This window comes from Ascidiimonas aurantiaca (assembly GCF_037646345.1).
In the GTDB taxonomy this organism is placed as follows: domain Bacteria; phylum Bacteroidota; class Bacteroidia; order Flavobacteriales; family Flavobacteriaceae; genus Ascidiimonas; species Ascidiimonas aurantiaca.
Genome location: NZ_JBBEWR010000001.1, coordinates 365,168 through 384,300 on the forward strand (window position 1 = coordinate 365,168; position 19,133 = coordinate 384,300).

Annotated in this window: 17 protein-coding genes; 13 read left to right on the forward strand and 4 right to left on the reverse strand. The window is 37.9% G+C overall.

Annotated elements, in window-relative coordinates; all coding sequences use genetic code 11:
• The first annotated feature begins 41 nt into the window (after positions 1-41).
• A complete protein-coding gene (locus WAO84_RS01590; RefSeq protein WP_340063269.1) occupies positions 42-812 on the forward strand; it encodes a polysaccharide biosynthesis/export family protein in 771 nt (256 codons plus the stop codon).
• A gap of 33 nt (positions 813-845) precedes the next feature.
• Complete coding sequence (locus tag WAO84_RS01595) at positions 846-3,257, forward strand: GumC family protein (RefSeq protein ID WP_340063270.1); 2,412 nt, start codon at positions 846-848, stop codon at positions 3,255-3,257.
• On the opposite strand, the gene WAO84_RS01600 is transcribed toward WAO84_RS01595, so the two are convergent.
• Together WAO84_RS01600 and WAO84_RS01605 are read right to left on the reverse strand one after the other, a co-directional pair.
• Complete coding sequence (locus WAO84_RS01600; RefSeq protein ID WP_340063271.1) at positions 3,247-3,999, reverse strand: tyrosine-protein phosphatase; 753 nt, start codon at positions 3,997-3,999, stop codon at positions 3,247-3,249. The genes WAO84_RS01595 and WAO84_RS01600 overlap by 11 nt on opposite strands.
• A 139-nt stretch (positions 4,000-4,138) precedes the next feature.
• Entirely contained in the window at positions 4,139-4,879 is a 741-nt protein-coding gene (locus WAO84_RS01605; protein ID WP_340063272.1) for a thioesterase II family protein, read from the reverse strand.
• A 517-nt stretch (positions 4,880-5,396) separates the two neighbouring features.
• Here WAO84_RS01605 and WAO84_RS01610 point away from each other — a divergent pair.
• The 4 genes from WAO84_RS01610 (at position 5,397) to WAO84_RS01625 (ending at position 9,765) form a co-directional block, all read left to right on the forward strand.
• Positions 5,397-6,875, forward strand: a complete 1,479-nt coding sequence (locus tag WAO84_RS01610; protein WP_340063273.1) for a hypothetical protein — start codon at positions 5,397-5,399, stop codon at positions 6,873-6,875.
• A gap of 130 nt (positions 6,876-7,005) precedes the next feature.
• Entirely contained in the window at positions 7,006-7,374 is a 369-nt protein-coding gene (locus tag WAO84_RS01615; RefSeq protein WP_340063274.1) for a hypothetical protein, read from the forward strand.
• Between the two features lie 41 nt (positions 7,375-7,415).
• Complete coding sequence (locus WAO84_RS01620; RefSeq protein WP_340063275.1) at positions 7,416-9,140, forward strand: tetratricopeptide repeat-containing sensor histidine kinase; 1,725 nt, start codon at positions 7,416-7,418, stop codon at positions 9,138-9,140.
• 1 nt (position 9,141) lies between these two features.
• On the forward strand, positions 9,142-9,765 hold the full coding sequence (locus tag WAO84_RS01625; protein WP_340063276.1) for a response regulator: 624 nt from the start codon (positions 9,142-9,144) through the stop codon (positions 9,763-9,765).
• A gap of 41 nt (positions 9,766-9,806) precedes the next feature.
• Here WAO84_RS01625 and WAO84_RS01630 read toward each other — a convergent pair whose 3' ends face one another.
• Positions 9,807-10,598, reverse strand: coding sequence for a DUF3050 domain-containing protein (locus tag WAO84_RS01630; RefSeq protein ID WP_340063277.1), 792 nt, complete (start codon positions 10,596-10,598; stop codon positions 9,807-9,809).
• A 125-nt stretch (positions 10,599-10,723) separates the two neighbouring features.
• Here WAO84_RS01630 and WAO84_RS01635 point away from each other — a divergent pair, with 125 nt between their 5' ends.
• Positions 10,724-12,100 carry an exonuclease domain-containing protein gene (locus tag WAO84_RS01635; protein ID WP_340063278.1) on the forward strand — a complete coding sequence of 459 codons (1,377 nt, stop codon included), beginning with the start codon at positions 10,724-10,726 and terminating at the stop codon, positions 12,098-12,100.
• Between the two features lie 209 nt (positions 12,101-12,309).
• Here WAO84_RS01635 and WAO84_RS01640 read toward each other — a convergent pair whose 3' ends face one another.
• Positions 12,310-12,435 carry a hypothetical protein gene (locus WAO84_RS01640; RefSeq protein WP_340063279.1) on the reverse strand — a complete coding sequence of 42 codons (126 nt, stop codon included), beginning with the start codon at positions 12,433-12,435 and terminating at the stop codon, positions 12,310-12,312.
• An 80-nt stretch (positions 12,436-12,515) separates the two neighbouring features.
• Here WAO84_RS01640 and WAO84_RS01645 point away from each other — a divergent pair, with 80 nt between their 5' ends.
• The 6 genes from WAO84_RS01645 to WAO84_RS01670 all read left to right on the forward strand — a co-directional run bounded on the left by WAO84_RS01645 (position 12,516) and on the right by WAO84_RS01670 (position 19,067).
• Positions 12,516-13,145: a hypothetical protein gene (locus WAO84_RS01645; protein ID WP_340063280.1), complete on the forward strand. Its 630-nt coding sequence runs from the start codon at positions 12,516-12,518 to the stop codon at positions 13,143-13,145.
• Between the two features lie 64 nt (positions 13,146-13,209).
• Complete coding sequence (locus WAO84_RS01650; RefSeq protein ID WP_340063281.1) at positions 13,210-14,322, forward strand: helix-turn-helix domain-containing protein; 1,113 nt, start codon at positions 13,210-13,212, stop codon at positions 14,320-14,322.
• A 70-nt stretch (positions 14,323-14,392) separates the two neighbouring features.
• The gene (locus WAO84_RS01655; protein WP_340063282.1) at positions 14,393-15,691 is read left to right on the forward strand and encodes a retropepsin-like aspartic protease; all 1,299 of its coding nucleotides are present in this window, start codon (positions 14,393-14,395) and stop codon (positions 15,689-15,691) included.
• A gap of 110 nt (positions 15,692-15,801) precedes the next feature.
• The gene (locus WAO84_RS01660; protein WP_340063283.1) at positions 15,802-16,749 is read left to right on the forward strand and encodes an EamA family transporter; all 948 of its coding nucleotides are present in this window, start codon (positions 15,802-15,804) and stop codon (positions 16,747-16,749) included.
• A 55-nt stretch (positions 16,750-16,804) separates the two neighbouring features.
• The gene (locus WAO84_RS01665; RefSeq protein ID WP_340063284.1) at positions 16,805-17,833 is read left to right on the forward strand and encodes a helix-turn-helix transcriptional regulator; all 1,029 of its coding nucleotides are present in this window, start codon (positions 16,805-16,807) and stop codon (positions 17,831-17,833) included.
• Between the two features lie 79 nt (positions 17,834-17,912).
• Complete coding sequence (locus WAO84_RS01670) at positions 17,913-19,067, forward strand: pyridoxal phosphate-dependent aminotransferase (protein ID WP_340063285.1); 1,155 nt, start codon at positions 17,913-17,915, stop codon at positions 19,065-19,067.
• Positions 19,068-19,133: the final 66 nt, after the last annotated feature.

Sequence of the window (19,133 nt, forward strand, 5' to 3'; positions counted from 1 at the left end):
AGGAGTAGAAAAGATGTAAAATAAAAGAGCAACAACATTAAATGAAAAAACTAACACCCTTTTTTGTAAAACGGCTTTTATCACTCTCGTTAATAGCCGTTTTTACCGTTTCATGTGCAACGCGTAAAGAAGTTGTATATTTTCAAAATGCCAAAGATTTTGAAACCATAGTCGATACTGACACTTTTACGACTAAATTAAAAGTAAATGATATTCTAACGATAAGTTTATCTACTTTTGACCAGGAAGCGACCGGACCCTTTAATCTTTACAAAACGTCTGATTTTGGAAGATCGGCTCCGGTAGATTATCTTATAGATAAAGACGGGATGATTGATTATCCTGTTTTGGGCAAGATAAAGCTTGGCGGGCTTTCCATACAGCAGGCAAAGGATCTTTTGAAGGAAAAACTGGCAGATTATCTTAAAGACCCCATAATTAATATACGACTCTTAAACTTTAGGGTAACCGTATTAGGATCAGTAAACCGGCCCGGAACCTACAATATTTCAGGAGAACGGATTACTATACTGGAGGCACTCGGCCAGGCAGGAGATTTGACTATTAAAGGCAGGAGAGATAATGTTTTGGTAATAAGAGATTTTAAAGGTACCAAAGTATATACCAGAATAGACCTTACAAACAAAGAGTCTTTAAATTCTCCGGTGTATTTCCTAACACAAAATGATATTGTGTACGTTGAGCCCAACAGGTCTGCTATTGTCTCTTCCACCTTAGATAACCGCACATCTATAGCGATATCTATTATTACCACTCTTATTACCGCCGGTGTACTGTTATTAACCAGGTAAGATAACCAATTAAATGATTTTGGAGGAAAATAAATGAATGATCAATCTACTAATGCCGCACAGAGTTTTAATTTAAGAGAGATTATTGCGGTTTATACGAGACAATGGAAATGGTTTCTTCTAAGTTGTATAGTATGTCTGGGAGCAGCTTTTGTATATTTAAGATATGCCACTCCTTTGTATGGGGCGTATGCTAAAATTATGCTGGTAGATGATAAGAACGCATCTACCCCTGCCAGTGCATTGCTCAAAGATTTTGAATTGATTTCTGAAGCCGAAAGTAAAAGGGTAGAAGATGAGATCGAGGTCATGAAATCAAGAAAGATTATGGCCAATGTAGTAGAACGCTTAAAACTAAATGTACAGTATTTTTCTGAAGGAAGGATTCACGATATGGAGATTTTTCCAGATCCTCCTATTAAAGTAAATTTTATAGCGTCAGATTCTACTATCAAAAACTCAAAATTCGGGTTTAATGTAAAAATACTCTCAGAAACCTCTTTTGAGTATAGAGTTGCAGAAGAAGAAAAAAGTAAAAAATATTATTTTGGGGAGAATATACCCACCGAAATAGGGGATGTGGTTATTACTCCTAAGGTCACGAATATTGAGAATTATGCGAACCAAACCATAAAGGTAGCCGTACAACCTGTAAAAAAGGTTGCCGAGAGCTTCAAAAACAAAATATTGATCACACCGGTTGAGAAATTATCTAAAGTAATAAACATATCACTACAGGATGCCAATAAAGAAAAGGCCCGTCAAATTATCAATACACTTATAGACGAGTACAATACGAACTCAATTGAACAAAAAAACGCTGAATCTAAAGCAACGGCTGATTTTATTAATGAACGTATTGATCTTATTGCTACCGATCTGGCTAATGTAGATAGCAATGCAGAGCGTTTCAAAACCGGGAACCGGCTTACAGATATAACTTCAGAGGCTGATATTTATCTCAGTTCCGGTTCGGAAAATGAACAGGAGCTAATTCAAAGCAGAACTGAATTGAGTATGGTAAACTACATGAACAGCTATCTCAAAAATCAGGATGATTTTGAACCGATCCCTTCTAACATAGGATTATCAGACCCTTCCATAAGCAATACCTCTGCGAAGTATAACCAGTTAATTTTAGAACGGGAACGGTTGTTAAAAAGTTCTAATGAAAAGAACCCCATCATTGTTAACCTCGATCAACAACTCGCCGGGCTTCGTCAAAGTATGCAACAGAGTTTAAGTAACCATAAGAGTACTTTGAGTATTCGTGTAAACAATCTGGAGCAACAGGCGGCCCGTATTAATTCAAGAATATCGTCCGTACCGGGGCAGGAACGTCAGTTAAGAGATATTCAACGGCAACAGCAAATAAAAGAATCATTGTATTTATATCTTCTTGAAAAAAGAGAAGAAGCTACCATATCTCTTACAGCTACCTCACCTAACGCAAAAATTATAGACAGTGCCTATAGCCCCAATGATGCTCCCATTTCTCCCAAAAGAAAAATGGTATTCATTGCTGCTTTAATGGCCGGAATGGCATTTCCGTTTTCTATAATTTATCTCAGACAGTTACTGGATAATAAAATTCACAATAAAGAAGACCTTTCCAAGCTTTTTAAGGATATGCCCATTCTTGGAGAGATCCCCAAAGTAAAGGGAAAAAACCATCCCTTGGTTATTCATAGAAATGACCGTTCTATTCTTTCAGAATCTTTTCGTATTATTCGAACCAACCTCGATTATTTAATACGAAGTCGTAAAGGTCAAAATACCAAAAGTAACAATGTTATATATGTTACTTCTACGATAAACGGAGAAGGGAAAACTTTTGTGAGTATTAATATGGCTCTTACGCTTGCTAATTCAGACAAGACGGTTTTGTTGATAGGAGCAGACATCCGTAACCCGAAACTACACCAGTATTTAAAAAAGCAAATGACTGGACCGGGACTTACAGATTACCTGTACGACCGTTCTGTAAACAGACAGCAAGTTACTGAGACAATTGAAGTTCACGGCAACCGCATTGACTTGATACAATCTGGGAAAACGCCGCCAAACCCGGCAGAACTTTTAATGAATGAGCGCATCAAAACATTGCTCGATGAGGCATCTGAGGTGTATGATTTCATTATTGTAGATACCGCTCCGTGCATGTTGGTAACCGATACGTTACTTTTTAGTCAGTATGCTGACCATACCATTTATGTCACCAGGGCCGATTATACGAATGTGCGTTTACTGAATTTCCCGTATGAATTGTTTGCAGATAAAAAACTGAAAGGGATGATGATGGTAGTAAACGATGTAAAAGAGTCTGATTTTGGTTACGGTGGAAAGTATGGTTACGGTTATTACGGTAACAAGCGAAACCAGAAAAAAGCAGGTGTACAAGCAGGAAGTAAATCTAAAGCAAAGAAGGCAAAAGTTAAAGTCTGAATCCGCTAAAACTGTTATTGGTATTTACAATAAGTTGTTCCACAACGGGAGCGATCTTCTTGTCTAACTTTATACTTTCAATTCGATCTAGGTGGTAGAGTTTATGGGTGTCAGATCCTATAAAATCCATCATGCCTTCTTCCAGGAGCCAATGAGCTGCTTTTTGAATGTTTCTGCCGTAATGATCGGTTAGTGAGAGTATATTCATCTGAAAAAAGCATCCCATTTGTTTAAGGGCCGTATAATTGTATTTTTTTTGATGATAAAACGTATATCTCTCAGGATGTGCCAATACAACATAATAGCCTTTGTCTCTCATTTTTCCAATAACCTCATTTAAATTAATTGGGGGCTGCAAATACGAGAGTTCTACCAATACGTAGCGGTATTTAAGGGGTACCAGCTTTTCTGCCTCCAGCAGCTCTTCAAAATGATTGTCTATCATGTATTCAGCAGAAAGGTTAATAATAATGCCTGGTACCTCGGTTCTCAGATTTTGTGCTTCCAGTGTATGATAGGCACCTACAATGGTTTGCTCATTGTTGGGATAAAAATCGACCATGATATGAGGTGTGGCTACAAAGTTTTTAACACCCAAAGATGCAAATCTTTTCAACAGAGCGATAGATTCATCGATGTTAGAAGCGCCATCATCTATACCGGGAAGTATATGGCAGTGTATATCAACAAAACCTTCTAAAAAGTCTCTTAAGTATATTTTCCTGGTAAAGAATTGAAACATAAGTACAAAAATACACCTTAATTTCAACTACAGGACAAACTTAACAAAGTTTACCTTATGGTTACGAGAACCAAGATACGGTACTTTTTAAAAGTACCGCATTTTATAAAGAGGTTAAATTAAACAATAGATATTAAGATCAACGTCTAATAAACTCAAAGGTCATATTCATAGCAGTTTCATATGCATCTTCTATATCTTCCAATAATTCGTGTATATGTGAAAATATGAAAAAATGATTACCCTGATATACCTGAAAGTTCAATGGGTATGCAGTTTCTTCCTGCCATGCTTCCATTTTATGCCAGTCGGTAACATCTTCAGAACCGGATCTTAAAAATATAGGGATCTCAAAAGGCTCTTCAAGAGGGGTATATGAATACTGTTCCAGTGCCCGGTAATCGGCGCGTATGGTAGGTTCAAAAAGGTCAATGAGTTCTTTGTCATTAAAAAGTGCATCTGACAATCCTCCTAATTTGCGAACTTCCTTCCAGAAAATATCGCGATCACTTCGGGATATACTTTGCGTACGCTCTACAGAAGGGCCCGACTGCCCGGTAAAGAACAAACACAAAGGTACGGGTTCATCATTTTCAATAAGCATTCGTGTAAGCTCATACCCTAATAAAGCACCCATGCCGTGTCCAAAAAACATAAAAGAATAATTACGGACAATAGGTAGGATCTGTTGGTAAATATCTTCACAAACCGAAAGAATATCGGGTATGGTGATTTCATTGATCCGGGTTCCTCTTCCGGGAATTTCAACACTAAACCATTCAAACGGGAAAGACACATTACGCTCCAATACTTTATAGGAAAACTGGCTACCTCCAGCGAAAGGGAGGGCGATAACGATAGCTTTTTCTTCTTCATTCATAGTATTATGGTTTTGTAAGATTTTGAAACTGTAATTCTTTAATCTCTATAATTGGAGTTTTACATATCGGTCTCTCTCAAAGATATTAATTAAACATCTATAAAAAGTAAACGGTAATAAAAGAAAGTATTGTTTTACGGTTAACACTCAGGGGCTATACGGTTTTTAGGTTATAACTCACTTTTTCAGCACTTTTTATTTATGAAAAGTTTGTTTTAGATGATGTTAGCACGTAATTAAAATACGGCATATGCGCTTATTTGGCTTTAACCTAAGACCAGGCTTCGTAGGTAAAGTTTTGTTAAATACACAAAACGACCAAAAGCACTGGTTATTAGCTATATAGAATCACAATACAAAAAGAAAGAAAAGGATGATAATTTACGTAGTAAAATAAAATTTGAGTCAAATATTTGATAATTAGAAGGGTATAAATTATTTAAACTACCCTTAACAGGGTATTTTTTACATAGATTACTATTTTTACTTTTGAAACACCAACCAATACCTCTTTCTTATGAAAAAACTATCTGTACTTATTTCATTCTTTTGTATTCCTCTTTTATTGCAGGCACAAACTCCGCAGTACAAAAAACTGCGTACTATCACTATTCCCCCTGAAACACTTTCGGATATTGATAAAGATAGTATTATAACAGGCATTTACTATGGTGACTATATAAAATTCCGTCTTGAAGGGATAAACACTTTTAAGTATAACGCAGACCTGACCATTGCCGAAACGAATTTTGATTTTGACCTTCCTGATAATATTATGCCAACAGAGGAAAGCAGAAATAGTGAGGATGATTCGCTTAACAGTGATATTCAGGGTTTGAAGATCGCGGGAAAGTTGACAGATCAAAAAGCTAGTATAATTCAAGACATGTGGGCTGATGTTCAAGATAAATCAAATACGTGGTATGAAAATCTTGGAGAGTATCAAAAAGCGCTTATCCAATTACAACAGTATGCCCGTGTGAAAAAACGGATTCTGGATATTATAGGAGAAGAACCTGTGTTACCTGATTATGAATCCAGAAAAGAAGCGGTAGCCAATTATTTTTCTGGGGTTTATGGAGATAAGGATACCAACAAGGCTACCAGGGCCATAACTAGTACTTTTCAAAAGGCTTCAGGGTTGTTATACTTTTTAAAACAACAACATCAGCAATTGTTACAGGCTCTTACAGCTTTAGAAAAACAGTATAACGAATGTGCGGCATATGTTACCGCCAGGAAACAGGCACTTGCCTCTCAGCTTGAATGGATAACCCAAACGGGAACTGTATTTACTGATGCTTTCAAAAAAACAAAACTTCTGGATGACATGCATTCCGGGGTTACCCTGTATGTACATGTTTACAACGCTTCGTTTAGTATAGAAACCAAAGTGGTTCAGGCCAAAGCAGATGAAATGCGTATTACGCCCTTCCTCAAAGATCAAAAAGGAAACAAAGCTTATGAGTTTGGCACATATGGTTTTCGAACCCGGGGAGGTGTAAAAGTAGATTTTAGCGCCGGGTACTTATTGAGCTTTCAGGGAAATGACAACTACGAACTCGTAAAAAATGAAGATGGTGAAACCACGGGAGTTCAAAAAGGAAATAAAGATAGACTAACTCATACCATTGGAGCATTGGCCCACATTTATAGTCGTGGATGGCGTGATGTTCAACCAGGGTTCTCTGCCGGAGCAAGCCTTTCAGAAAATGGCAGCCTAGGTTTTTATTCGGGATTGTCACTGCTTTTTAACGGGCAGAGCAGGGTAGTGTTCACCGCAGGAGTATCCTTTACCCAACTTGATGAACTCAATACAGCAAATCTGGAGAGTCCGGAAAATGGAATTCGCGAATTTAGATCTGAAACAGATACAGAAATACGCTATGACCAAACCTACCGCCCGGCCTTTTTTATAGGACTTACCTATAATTTTTCTAAAAAGAAAAAGGAAGATACCCAGGTAGGCGCAAATGCTGATTCTGATACCGAGTAGCTTTTATATTCTGTTAGTTTACTATTAGGTTGCCCTTTTCTTAACTCTTGTATCTGCCTGAAAATATATGGTTGAAACATATTTACGATAACTAAACACCTATTTCATTTTTAAACTTAAACACAAAGACATGAACAAAAAAGAAGTACACAAATTTAGTATAGATCATGAAAAATGCGAGATACATTATGATAATGATATTATGAAAGCATTGGATATAACGATAAGAGTTCCTAAAGATTTCAGTTTCTCAGATATTGACGGGAACGGTACCTTTTGGAAAGTAGAAAACGGAAAACTCATCATTTACTTATCGGGACCCGTTGATAATGCAGCGTACAGGGCAAAGTTAAAATCTATTTGCGGGTATATACCAGAGTTAGCAATTCTTAATTATGACATTAACAACCCATTCGGGTTTTACATTCAACTTGTTCATGCAGAAAAGGGCTTTTTACCCAAAACCGTAGGAGGTAGCACTGTAGTAGGATTAGGATGAACATATATAAAAACATTTTTTGGTTAACAGCAGGCTGTTGTATGCTTGCTATTTTCTCGTATGGGCAGAAACCCTTACTGGATTCTATTCAGAAATACGTGTCTGCATCCCAGGGAGATAAGGCGGTACAAATTTTGAATACCGGTTTGGATACCCTTAATTTCCTTCCTGAAGACATGGGGCACTACTATACTCTAAAGGCAAAAGCATATGCATTAGTCAATCTCGATCAGGTGGCCTTTGCGTCTTATCAAAAAGCAAAAAGTATTTATAAAGCCATCGGTAATACTTCTTCTCTTGCCGAGACTAATATAAGTATCGTAAACCTGCTTTGTGCACTGGGGCGCAATGATGTGGATTACTGGCAATATCTCCGGGAGTATATGGAATTTGCCAGAACTAAACAGGATACTGTGCTACTGGCAAGAGGACATATGCAGGCAGGCAGTTGCCTTATTGACAGTTTGCCGGAAGAGACTATGCAGCATTTTAAAAAGGCTCTTATATACACTGCATCAGGTACTGATAGTCTTTTCAGAGCAAAAATACATCATAATATAGGGGTCTTGTATGCAGAGATCGTTAAAGAGTATGATTCTGCTTTGTACCATTATGATAAAGCATTTACTACCTATAAACAAAAAGGACTTACCGATTATATAGGTTACATTTTTAACAATAAAGCTACTGTATATAAATACAAAGAAGACTATGAAAAAGCCTTGACATATTACAAAAAGCTGGATTCTTTTCAGATTAAGGAATACCCAACCAAGAATAGAGAAACCCTTTATGCTAACCTTGCAGATCTTTATGATAAAATGGGAAATTATGTAAAGGCTTATGAGTATCTCCAAAAAAAGGAAGTGTATAGTCAAAAACTAAACGAAGTAGCACAAAATAGGGCGATTGCTGAAATAGACAGAAAATACCAGGTTCTTGAAAAAGAAGCCGAGAATGCCTCTTTACGGGGTAATCTTCACATAGTACTGATTTTATTAGTTTTTGTAGTGCTTTTAGCCGGAATCGCTGTGTTTGCCATGTTATATTACCGCAAAAAAAAGCGTCTGGCCATTAAAGAGAAAGAACTGCAACAGGAAAAAGTAGCCGGTTTACTTCAGGAACAGGAGATCAACGGTATCGATGCCATGATAGCGGGCCAGGAAAAAGAGCGCCAACGCATTGCCAATGACCTTCATGATAATCTGGGAAGCCTGCTGGCAACCTTAAAACTGCATTTTCAGAATCTAAAAACCAAAAAAGAAAAACTCCAGGCCGAAGAAGAGTCATTACTGGTAAAAACCGATGCGCTTATTGACGAGGCTTATCAGAAAGTAAGGGGAATTGCCCATGCCCGGAATGCCGGAGTTATGACCAGCGAAGGGCTTTTACCCGCAGTGAAAAACTTTGCAGCCAAAGTTTCCGCTGCCAACCGGCTTCTCATAGAAGTAGCAGATAGCGGTTTGGATCAACGACTGGAAAATACTCTTGAGATCACTATTTTCAGGATTATTCAGGAACTTATTACCAATGTTATCAAACACGCCAAAGCCACAGAAGCTATCATTCATCTTAATCTGCATGAAAACCACATTAACATAATGGTAGAAGACAACGGCAAAGGGTTTGACCCGGATCGGATTTTTAAGAATAAAGGCATGGGTCTCTCTGCTATTGAAAAACGAATATCTCACCTGAAAGGAACAATAAACATAGATGCGGCAGAAGGACGAGGTACTTCTGTCATAATTGATATACCGGTATGACATGATACGACTAGCCATTTGTGAGGACCACAATGCATTAATTGACGGCATTAAGCTTTTTCTCGAGTATGAGGAGGATATTGAGGTAATTGGATTTGCCAATAACGGTAAAGAATTACTGGATCTGGTCAAAAGAAAATCGCCCCATGTAGTGATTTCAGATATACGTATGCCCGTAATAGATGGCATCACCGCTACCACTCAGATCAAAATGGAATACCCCAATGTAAAAGTTATTGCGTTTACTATGTTCGATCAGGAAGAAGCTGTTGAGCAAATGCTGGAAGCAGGAGCCTCCGGATATATACTCAAAAATTCAAGTTTACAAGAGTTACTTGTCGCCATACGAACCGTAGCTTCAGGAAAGACCTATTTTGACCCGCAACTTACTTTTTCCCGGCAGAAGAAACCTGCCACAAAAGGTAAAACGGTACTAACAAGACGTCAGATCGAGATCTTAAAGTTAATAGCCAAAGGCAAAACCAATAATGAGATAGCAGACATTCTCTTTATTGGGCGCACTACGGTAGAAACCCATCGAAAGAATATGATACGCGTTCTGGGACTTCAGGGGTCGGGCGAGCTTCTGCGCTATGCTATTGAGAGAAAATATGATTTTCGATAAATGTCTCCTGTTTCCCAAACAGTAGATGAGTGTATGCTGTATTATGAGGTATAGGCTCCCTTTTCCAACACCTTTTTTTCCAGGCTTCTTGAAACACCATCCCACAAAGTGATACGTTTTTTAAGGGCCTTTTTACTAACAAGTAGAGCTTCTTCCCATTTCTTTACATCAGTACCACAAAGTTTTTCAATCATTCGTAAAGAAAGGGGGCCATGTTCATCGCCATCCAGTTCAATATGGCGTTTTAAGTAGTACAAAAACTTATTTTGGTCAGTTCTCATGCCCGAGCCTTCTATGATGCCTTCAAACATATCCGGAATGATATCTTCGCGACCAAAAGTAAATACTGCCGCAATTTGATGCAATTCCCCGGTTTCAATAATTTCAAAGGTATAGGTTACAAAGTTTTGCACTTCCGGCCACGGAATGAATGTTTTAATAGCATTTTTTACAGGTGTGCCGTTTTGAATAGCTTCCATAAAGTTATTAATAGGATGTATATCAGCTCCAAGCTCTTCCATTGCCTCCAGATACATTTCAAAATGGCTCCTGGGTACTCCCTTTTCATTTACGTCACTTTCCTCACCCAGTACAATATCATTTATAAATCTGCTAAGTTCAGCATCAGGGGCCGGTATCCACGGTACCTGCGTACAGGTAAGATTCTGCTGCAGTGCCTTGAGCAAAGACATGAAATCCCATACCGCAAAAACGTGATGCTCCATAAAAACTTTTACATCACTTACGTTACGTAGCAACTCATACATAGGGTGGTTCTCCAGCGTTTCACGCATGGGTGCCAGTTCTTTTTCGATAGAATTTATTGTGTTCATCACTTTTTGTTACATTTTTTACAAAAATAGAAGTTAAAAAAGTCAAAGAAAAATAAGTTATCAAAAAACGGGTTTTCACACTCACAAATAAAACTTAAATTGCCTGCAATAATACCACTATCGTTATGTATGCTATTGTAGATGTGGAAACTACCGGATTGGGTGGAGATCATGGTAACAGAATAACTGAGATAGCCATTATTATACATAATGGAAAATGTATAATAAATAAATTTCATACCCTGGTCAATCCTGAAACAGCCTTATCTCCATACGTAACCGGTTTGACCGGTATAACGGAAGATATGGTTCGGGAAGCACCGGTTTTTGCAGATATTGTTGAAAAAGTAGATACACTTATGCATGATCATATATTTGTGGCACATAGTGTAAATTTTGATTACAACATAATCAAAAAAGAATACGCGCGCCTGGGAAAAACATTTCAAAGAAAAAAGCTATGTACCGTACGCCTTTCCCGGCAGCTTTTTCCCGGCTTCAAGTCCTATAGTCTGGGTAATTTATGTTCGCAACTCAATATATCCATATACGACCGGCATCGCGCCATGGGAGATGCGGAAGCTACGGTAATCCTTTTTGAAAAATTATTGTATAAAGACCAAAAAGGGGTAATACAATATCACCTTAATGTTCGTTCCGGAGAAAGCACACTACCTCCATTACTGCCCAGGGCAACCTACGAGCAACTTCCGGAAGCATATGGGGTCTATTATTTTAAAGATGCCAAAGGAACTGTAATTTATGTAGGCAAAGCCAAAAACCTTAAAAAAAGAGTGCTGGGTCATTTTTATGATAAGAGTGAGCGGGAACTGGCACTTTGCAGGGAAACGGCACATATTGATTTTGAACTGGCAGGCAGTGAGTTACTGGCTTTGCTCATAGAATCATATGCTATCAAAAAGTTCTACCCTAAATACAATCGGGCCCAAAAGCAAACACAAAAAGGATTTACACTGGTAGATTATACCAACAGAGCCGGAATATGGCAACTGGGATATGTTCCGGTACGATCTGCGACATCGCATACATCCGTGTGTTTTTATACAGTACAGGAGGCCATTACTTTTCTTGAAGATCTTAGTATTCGCTTTTCATTATGTCCTAAATATGCCCAGTTGCAAAACAGAGTTGTTCATTGTTCTCATTATCGTGTACCGGTTTGTAAAGGCATTTGCCGCGAAAAAGAAACCGTTCATACGTATAATCAGCGTGTTCTAAAAGCATTACAGTGGATAAAAACACAGCAGGAAGAAGAATTCATCATCAAAGAAAAAGGGCGTACCACAGAAGAATACGGATTTGTATGGGTTTCTGGCAGCCGTTGTAAAGGGTATGGTTTTATTGACACTGAAGCGACAGTCACCCGGCCGGAAGATCTTGAAAACTGGTTATTGACCGGTGGCGATAATACTGATGTAAAACGTATTATTGACCAATATATGCGAAGAGAACAGGGAAATACTATTTTCAGGATATCATAGCTTTCTGTGAAAACATTCAAAATTATGTATTATCGGTTTTTTACGATCATTAAAAAACGGGTAAATTATATAAACCTAAAACTATTTGTTTTTTTTCCTCAGCAAAAAACCCAGAGGCAGCCATATAAAAATAAATAAAAAGCGGCCTGTAAGTAGTCCGATAACAGTAATTACAAGTCCCGTAAGCATTAAGATCTGTGAGGTACGCGTCATAGTATGAGAAGTGCTAAAACCGTAAATATATGCCTTTTGTGTATCCATTCAAAATTGGGAAAGCCATCGGTTACTCTGTTCATCTCCGGAAAAAACACAAAGGGTGTATGCTCGTTTTCCATATTCTGTTCTTACTTTATACCGTACAACCTGCACAAATCAGGTAGAAGTTGTAAATTGCCGGTCCAAATCCACCATAAAAATGATATTTAAAAAACTGTGTATAGTCAGTATCGCTTTTTGTACCTCTCTGCTCCATTCTCAACAGAAGAAAATTCAGGTACTTGAAAAAGTAAACGTTAACAAGGTTTCATTTTTTGCCATTAATGAAACGGAAACCGATTATGATATATTGTTTACCGTTTCCGGAACAAACATACGGCAAAGCAAAGCCAAACCCAGATGGATACGAGTACCTGGGGCATCTAAGGTACATTTGAAAAACATTTATCTTCTTGGAGATAAAAAGCCTGTATATACGTATGATCTAAAAGTAAATGACAGTCTGTCTAAAAGGGCCCTTAAGAAGCCTCATGTAAAAATCACTTTACCACCTAAACGAAAGATGCCCGAAAAAAACCTGGTGATCTATGTGCCCTTACAGTGTATTTCATGTGATGCCATGATAGCGGCTCTTGAAAAGGACTTTTATGCCTATCAAGTGGTTAAATTGGCAGATAACGATGATATAACCAATCAATTGTCCCGAGCTTTTCCCAATACATCAATTCCTGTACAGGAACGGGACTACCCGATTATAAGCATTAAAGGCCGGTTACACATCTCTATAAATAGTTATGAACAGTTAAAGAAGGTATTGCTTAGCAATTAAGCATACTTCCCGGCAAAAGTTCTCTGCTTATGCGTTAAAAGCTTTGTTTTTAAAGCAGATACCTTTGTATATTTCCTCGATCATTCTAGCTATGGCCATGGTAAAAGAATACGAGTTTTCGGTAGATCTGGTTTTCCTGCTTCAAATACTGATGGCTTTGAGCACAGTTATCTACCTTGTGCGATATGTAATTAAAAGGCAGGTTTCTTTTCCATTGGTTGCTTTGCTCTCTCTTTTCCTGTTTTTATTGGGCAATAGTTTTTTTCTAAGGTTCACAGATATCGGGCTATTTAATCTTATTCCGGCATTTTTGTTATGTGCAGGACCGTTTTTCTGGTGGTTCCTTAAAACCTTTTTACACGGAGACACAAAATCTGCGATGATATCGTATCATCACTTTGCCCCTGGTTTTTTGGGAATAGGCCTGTATTTGTTAATAGATCCGTATGTTCTGGAGCCCTATCAATCTGTTTTTATCTTTTTACATTCCGGATTTTATATTTTTAATAGTACTCTGGTAGTCATAGTTTCTTCAGTGAAAAAAACAGGTAGTTTCCGGGAAGAATTGAGTTTTGAAGATAGAAAACGGCGTACATCGTGGTATATTTTATCAGGAGTGTATCTTATATATATTATGGCTTTTTTAGAAACTTTTATCATACATCCGTTACAACAGTATCGTTTTATTTTTGTCGTGGTATTTCTGGTTTTTGCCGTACTCGTTCTGAGACACATATTTTCTAAGGTTAGATATATTTACCAGGTATATAAAAAACGAAGTCCTCTAAAAAAAGCAGAAAAATACAGCGGTTCATTATTAACAGCTTTACAAAGTAAAACCCTTTCAGAACAACTGGAAGCTCTTATGCAGAATCAAAAACCCTATTTAAATGACACGCTTGAACTGTCAACCCTTGCCCAAATATTAAAAACGCATCCCAAAAACCTCTCACAAGCCATTAATGAGAACTTTCAACGTAATTTTTTTGATTATGTTAATACATATCGTGTACAGGAAGCGCAAAGACTACTAGCAGACCCTTCCCGAAAGGATCATAAAATTTATGAGATCATGTTTGAAGTAGGGTTCAATTCACGCTCCTCATTTAATACAGCTTTTAAAAAAGTAACCGGACTCACTGCCGGGCAATATAGAAAAGAATATATGAAGACCTGATTTTTTAGTTCGACTTCAGGCAGTACAACTCTCAAGTTCGTAAATTGTACTACCATTGCCATAAAAACACATGAAACAACTACTTTACGGTATATCGCTTATTCTGGTACTTTTGGTTTTTAACAATTGTAAAACACCGGTTTCGCAAAATAGCGATGCGGAGATAACAAAGAAAATAGATTCTTTACTCAACGTTAAGTCATACTTCCTGGCACAATCAGTATATAAAGAGAATAGTCATCTTTTAAATGAATTTCAAAAATTACGCCTGGGTGCCGTTCTTCATAATCTTTTTAACGATCTGGAAACATCCAGGAGAGAAATTAATGTTTTGTTTGACCAATACCAGGACAGCCTCAGTAATGACCAGGCCAAAGATCTTTACAATGTACAGATATCAAATCACGTAAAGTTGTTTGAGTATGCTAAGGTGGTTGAAAGCACAGAGATATTGCTCACCCAATACAAAAAAGTACTTTCTGACAAAGAGGCGTATGATCTGAAAAACAATGCTATTATCTGGAACGCGGTTTCCTCTTTTCCAGAACAAAAACTTTACAAAGAAAATGATTCTCATATTCCTCTTTTCTCAGAAATAGCAGGGTTAAAAAGCTTTCATATTGCATATGATACTCTTAAGGTACCGTTTATCTTCGACACAGGTGCCAATCTTTCGGTGATTATAGAATCTGTTGCGAAAAAGATGAATATGCAGATACAGGATAGTTCTGTAGAAGTAAATACCATAACCGGACAGCGTATTGCTGCCCATATTGCGGTAGCTCCTTATTTTACGATTCAGAATATGAGGGTTGAAAATGTGGTTTTTCTTGTTTTTCCCGATGAAGCATTGTATATCCCTCAAATTGATTTTCAAATACAGGGTATTCTGGGATATCCTGTTATTGAGGCTATGGGGGAGATCCACTTCCTAAAGAACGATCACATATATGTACCTCTTACGGGCACATTGAACTGCGAACCTAATATGGCCATTGAATATCTCACTCCATATATCAACCTGTTTTCAGAAGGAACACCTCTGTATTTTTCATTTGATACCGGCGCAGATTCTACCATACTTTATAAAAAATACTATGAAACTTTCCGTGACAGTATTACAAAGAATTATGATCAAACAGAGGTAAGGTTTGCAGGGGCTGCAGGAGCCATTGAAAAGGAAGGATACAAAATTTCTTTTACGGCGGCGGTTGATAAAATGATGGTTACAATTGATTCAGTTACCGTACTTAAAGAGTCCCTGTCAAAGTCTGATGATCATGTATATGGTAATATTGGACAGGATTTTATTCAAAAATTTGATAAAATGATCCTGAATTTTGACACGATGTGTATTTATTTTGAATAAAAAGTGTTCTTTTTATTACCAAAATTGTATTAGGAAAAAGCGTAGTAAATAGTTGTGTTACATATAAAAAGTAATGTGTATTTTGGTCTGCCCAAAAAGGCGAAGAACTTATGGCAAAAAACCGAAACACTACTCTTATTGTCCTTGCGTTTTTTTCAATTTATGTAATATGGGGCTCAACCTATCTTCTTAATAAGATAGCCGTTGGAGAGTTATCGCCTTTTATGTTGGCGGGGATTCGTTTTAGTTGTGCGGGCATACTTATTCTGGGGCTTTGCCGTTTTTTGGGTATTTATGCGGGAATTACCAGAAAACAGCTTATCAATACAGCCATAGCGGGATTTTTATTCCTCACTTTTGGGAATGGTGTCGTAGTTTGGGCCTTGAAGTATGTAGATACCGGCCTGGCCGCTCTTGAAATATCCGCACAACCACTCGTAGTACTCATTCTCATGCGTGTCTTACAAGGGAAGAAAATCCGCCGTATGTCAGTCATTGGTATAGTATTGGGTATAGTGGGTATTTATCTTCTGGTGAGTCAAAAACAGGTAATAAGCAAAGAAAACAGCATTTTGGGAATGATTATGATATTTGCCTGTATGATCAGCTGGGGTTATGGGAGCCTCTTTGTGGGAAAAGCAGATATGCCTTCCAACTATTTTGTAAATACAGGATATCAAATGCTCACTGCAGGGGTCATGCTGTTTATTGGTAGTTTGTTATTAGGGGAAACCTGGTCTGCACCCTGGTACTGGAGCGAACCTGTACAGATATCAATGGTATTACTTATTATTTTTGGAAGCATTGTAGCTTTTACATCGTTTAATTTCCTTTTAAAACATGTATCACCCGAAAAAGTGGCTACTAATACCTATGTAAACCCCATTATTGCATTGCTTTTAGGATGGTATTTTCTGGATGAAAAGATCACACTGCAATCGGTTGCTGCTGCCATTATCCTTTTAACCGGAGTGTATTTTATAAATACCAGCAAAAAGGGAGATGTTTTTTTAACCATTTTTAGAAAAAGGGCAGGAGGGAGGTCAAAACCCATGTAGGTAGGTAACAGTTATAAACAGAAACTTTTATAAAGAAAAAGTATGTAAACAAGACATGGAAATCAATACCCAAATACTAAAACATGCTGAATTGCTATTTGCCAGCATTGGGGTAAGTATGGCTTTGTTTTTTGGTGTTTTCCTGCTGATTACTCATCGCAAGCGTCCCGGGGCAAATATATTTTTAGCTTTTTTCCTTATAGCTTTTAGTCTGCGTATAGCTAAATCGTTGTTTTTTAATTACTTTCCCATTCATGCGGCCCTTCGTAATGTGTTTTTAGGGTTGTTATTTGTGGCGGGCCCCTCTCTATGGTTTTACGGATATTATTCATTTCGTCCCCGAAGATTGCAAAGGTCTGTTTTTTTGCATTTTATACCATTTGTGACTATGCTGCTTTTAAGTACTGTAATCCCAAATGACGGCAGTTTTATTTCCCGGGTAGTTTATATGATTTTGCAGGTGAATATACTTGCATATGCATTTTATACTTTGTTTTGGCTACGGAAAGATTCATTGACAGACAAGCTTTCTGTTTTAAAAAACTGGTTGCTTTTTTTTAATGTAGTGACCATTGCTTTAGCACTTACTCATATTGGGGTTTTCTTTGGGTGGATCCCCTATTTAAGTAATGCCTTTCTTTTTTCACTGGCCATACTTTTTCTGGCGGGTAAGGCATTGAAAACCCCATCCATATTTTCTGAAAACCGAAAGAAATATGCCAATTCTTCGTGGAGCTCAGAAGAGATAATAGCTTCTATTGAGCGCCTCGAAACCTACATGCAGACAAAAAAACCATACTTGGATCCCGAATTGAGCCTGCAAAGTCTGAGTGAACAGGTAGCTATGTCACCTAAAAAACTATCACAGGTAATTAACCAGGTACAAAATGAAAACTACTCACAATACATAGCCCGCTATAGGGTAGAGGAAGCCAAAATGTTATTAGCTTCAGAGAAACACCGCCATTACAAGATAGCCGCTATTGCCTATGAAAGTGGTTTTAACAGCATCTCCTCCTTCAATAGTATTTTCCGAAAGCTCACCCATACCACCGCCGCCGCGTATCGACAATCTTGTAAATAAAACTTCCGGTAGATAGCCAGGATCATGATCCTGTTAGGAAAAATGAAGAATGTGATCAATTTTTGTGAAAAACAAAACCATGAAAACAGACTCAAAAGTACCCAGAAGAAAATTTCTACAGTTAGGAAGTGCAGCTGCTTTGGCAGGAACCGTGGGCCCGCAGTTACAGGCGGCTTCCTGGATCAAAAACCAAATGGTATTTTATGATGACCCAGAAAAAGTACGGTTGTTCTCTAATGAAAATCCTTATGGGCCTTCTGCCCAAGTATTGAAGGTAATTGCACAGCAAAGCAAACGCGTAAACAGGTATGCTTCCTACCATCCGTTTGCTACAGATCAATTGGCAGAGGCCATCGCTCAAAAGAACAGCCTTCATCCCGATCAGGTACTTTTGGGCCATGGATCATTTGAGATCTTGTGTATGCTTAGCAGGGCCTTTGGAGGGAGTCCCGCAAGTATTATTGCTCCCGAACTTACATTTAATGTGATTGCCGCGTATGCCAATAAGATATTTGAGAATGCCGCCACCTATGTTCCTATGAGCAGTGAAGCAGATATTGACCTGGATGCTACTATCAATGCTATTACCCCGGCTACAAAACTGGTATATCTTTGTAATCCCAACAATCCTACAGGTAAGCTGTTACCAGCCGGCCGTGTGGAAGATTTTTGCAAAGAAGTAGCATCCGGTGAACGTGTTATTGCAATAGACGAAGCCTATATTGATCTGGCACCTCCACAGAAGCGCCCTGATTTGATAAAACTGTTACAGGAAAAATACAATATACTCAGTATTCGAACCTTCTCAAAAGCCTATGGAATGGCCGGTTTACGCATAGGATATCTTATAGGACTCCCTGAAACCATTCAAAAAATAAAAGATCATCATATAGGGTTTTACGGATTATTGAATAACCTTGGGACTGCTGCAGCCATTACCGCTCTGACAAATGATAACTATGTAGAGAACTATCGGTTAAAAAATCAAGAAGTACGTGACTGGGTCATAGGCGAACTACAAAAGTCAGGGTTGCGTGTTTTAGAGAGTAATACCAACTTTATCATGCACGAAGTGGGTGACGTAAAACGTTTTAAAGAAGCAATTAAAAAGGCGGGACTGGGAATTTTACCTGGCGGCTGGCCTAAATATCCTGATTGGGTAAGAGTAAGCATAGCTACCCGTCCTGAAATGGAAATCTATATGGCAGAGATAAAAAAATGGGTAGGTCAATAAACGGGTAAGATATACCGGTTATGCATGAGTTTTTGCTACCTTTGAAGGTAGTAAAAAAACGAAACA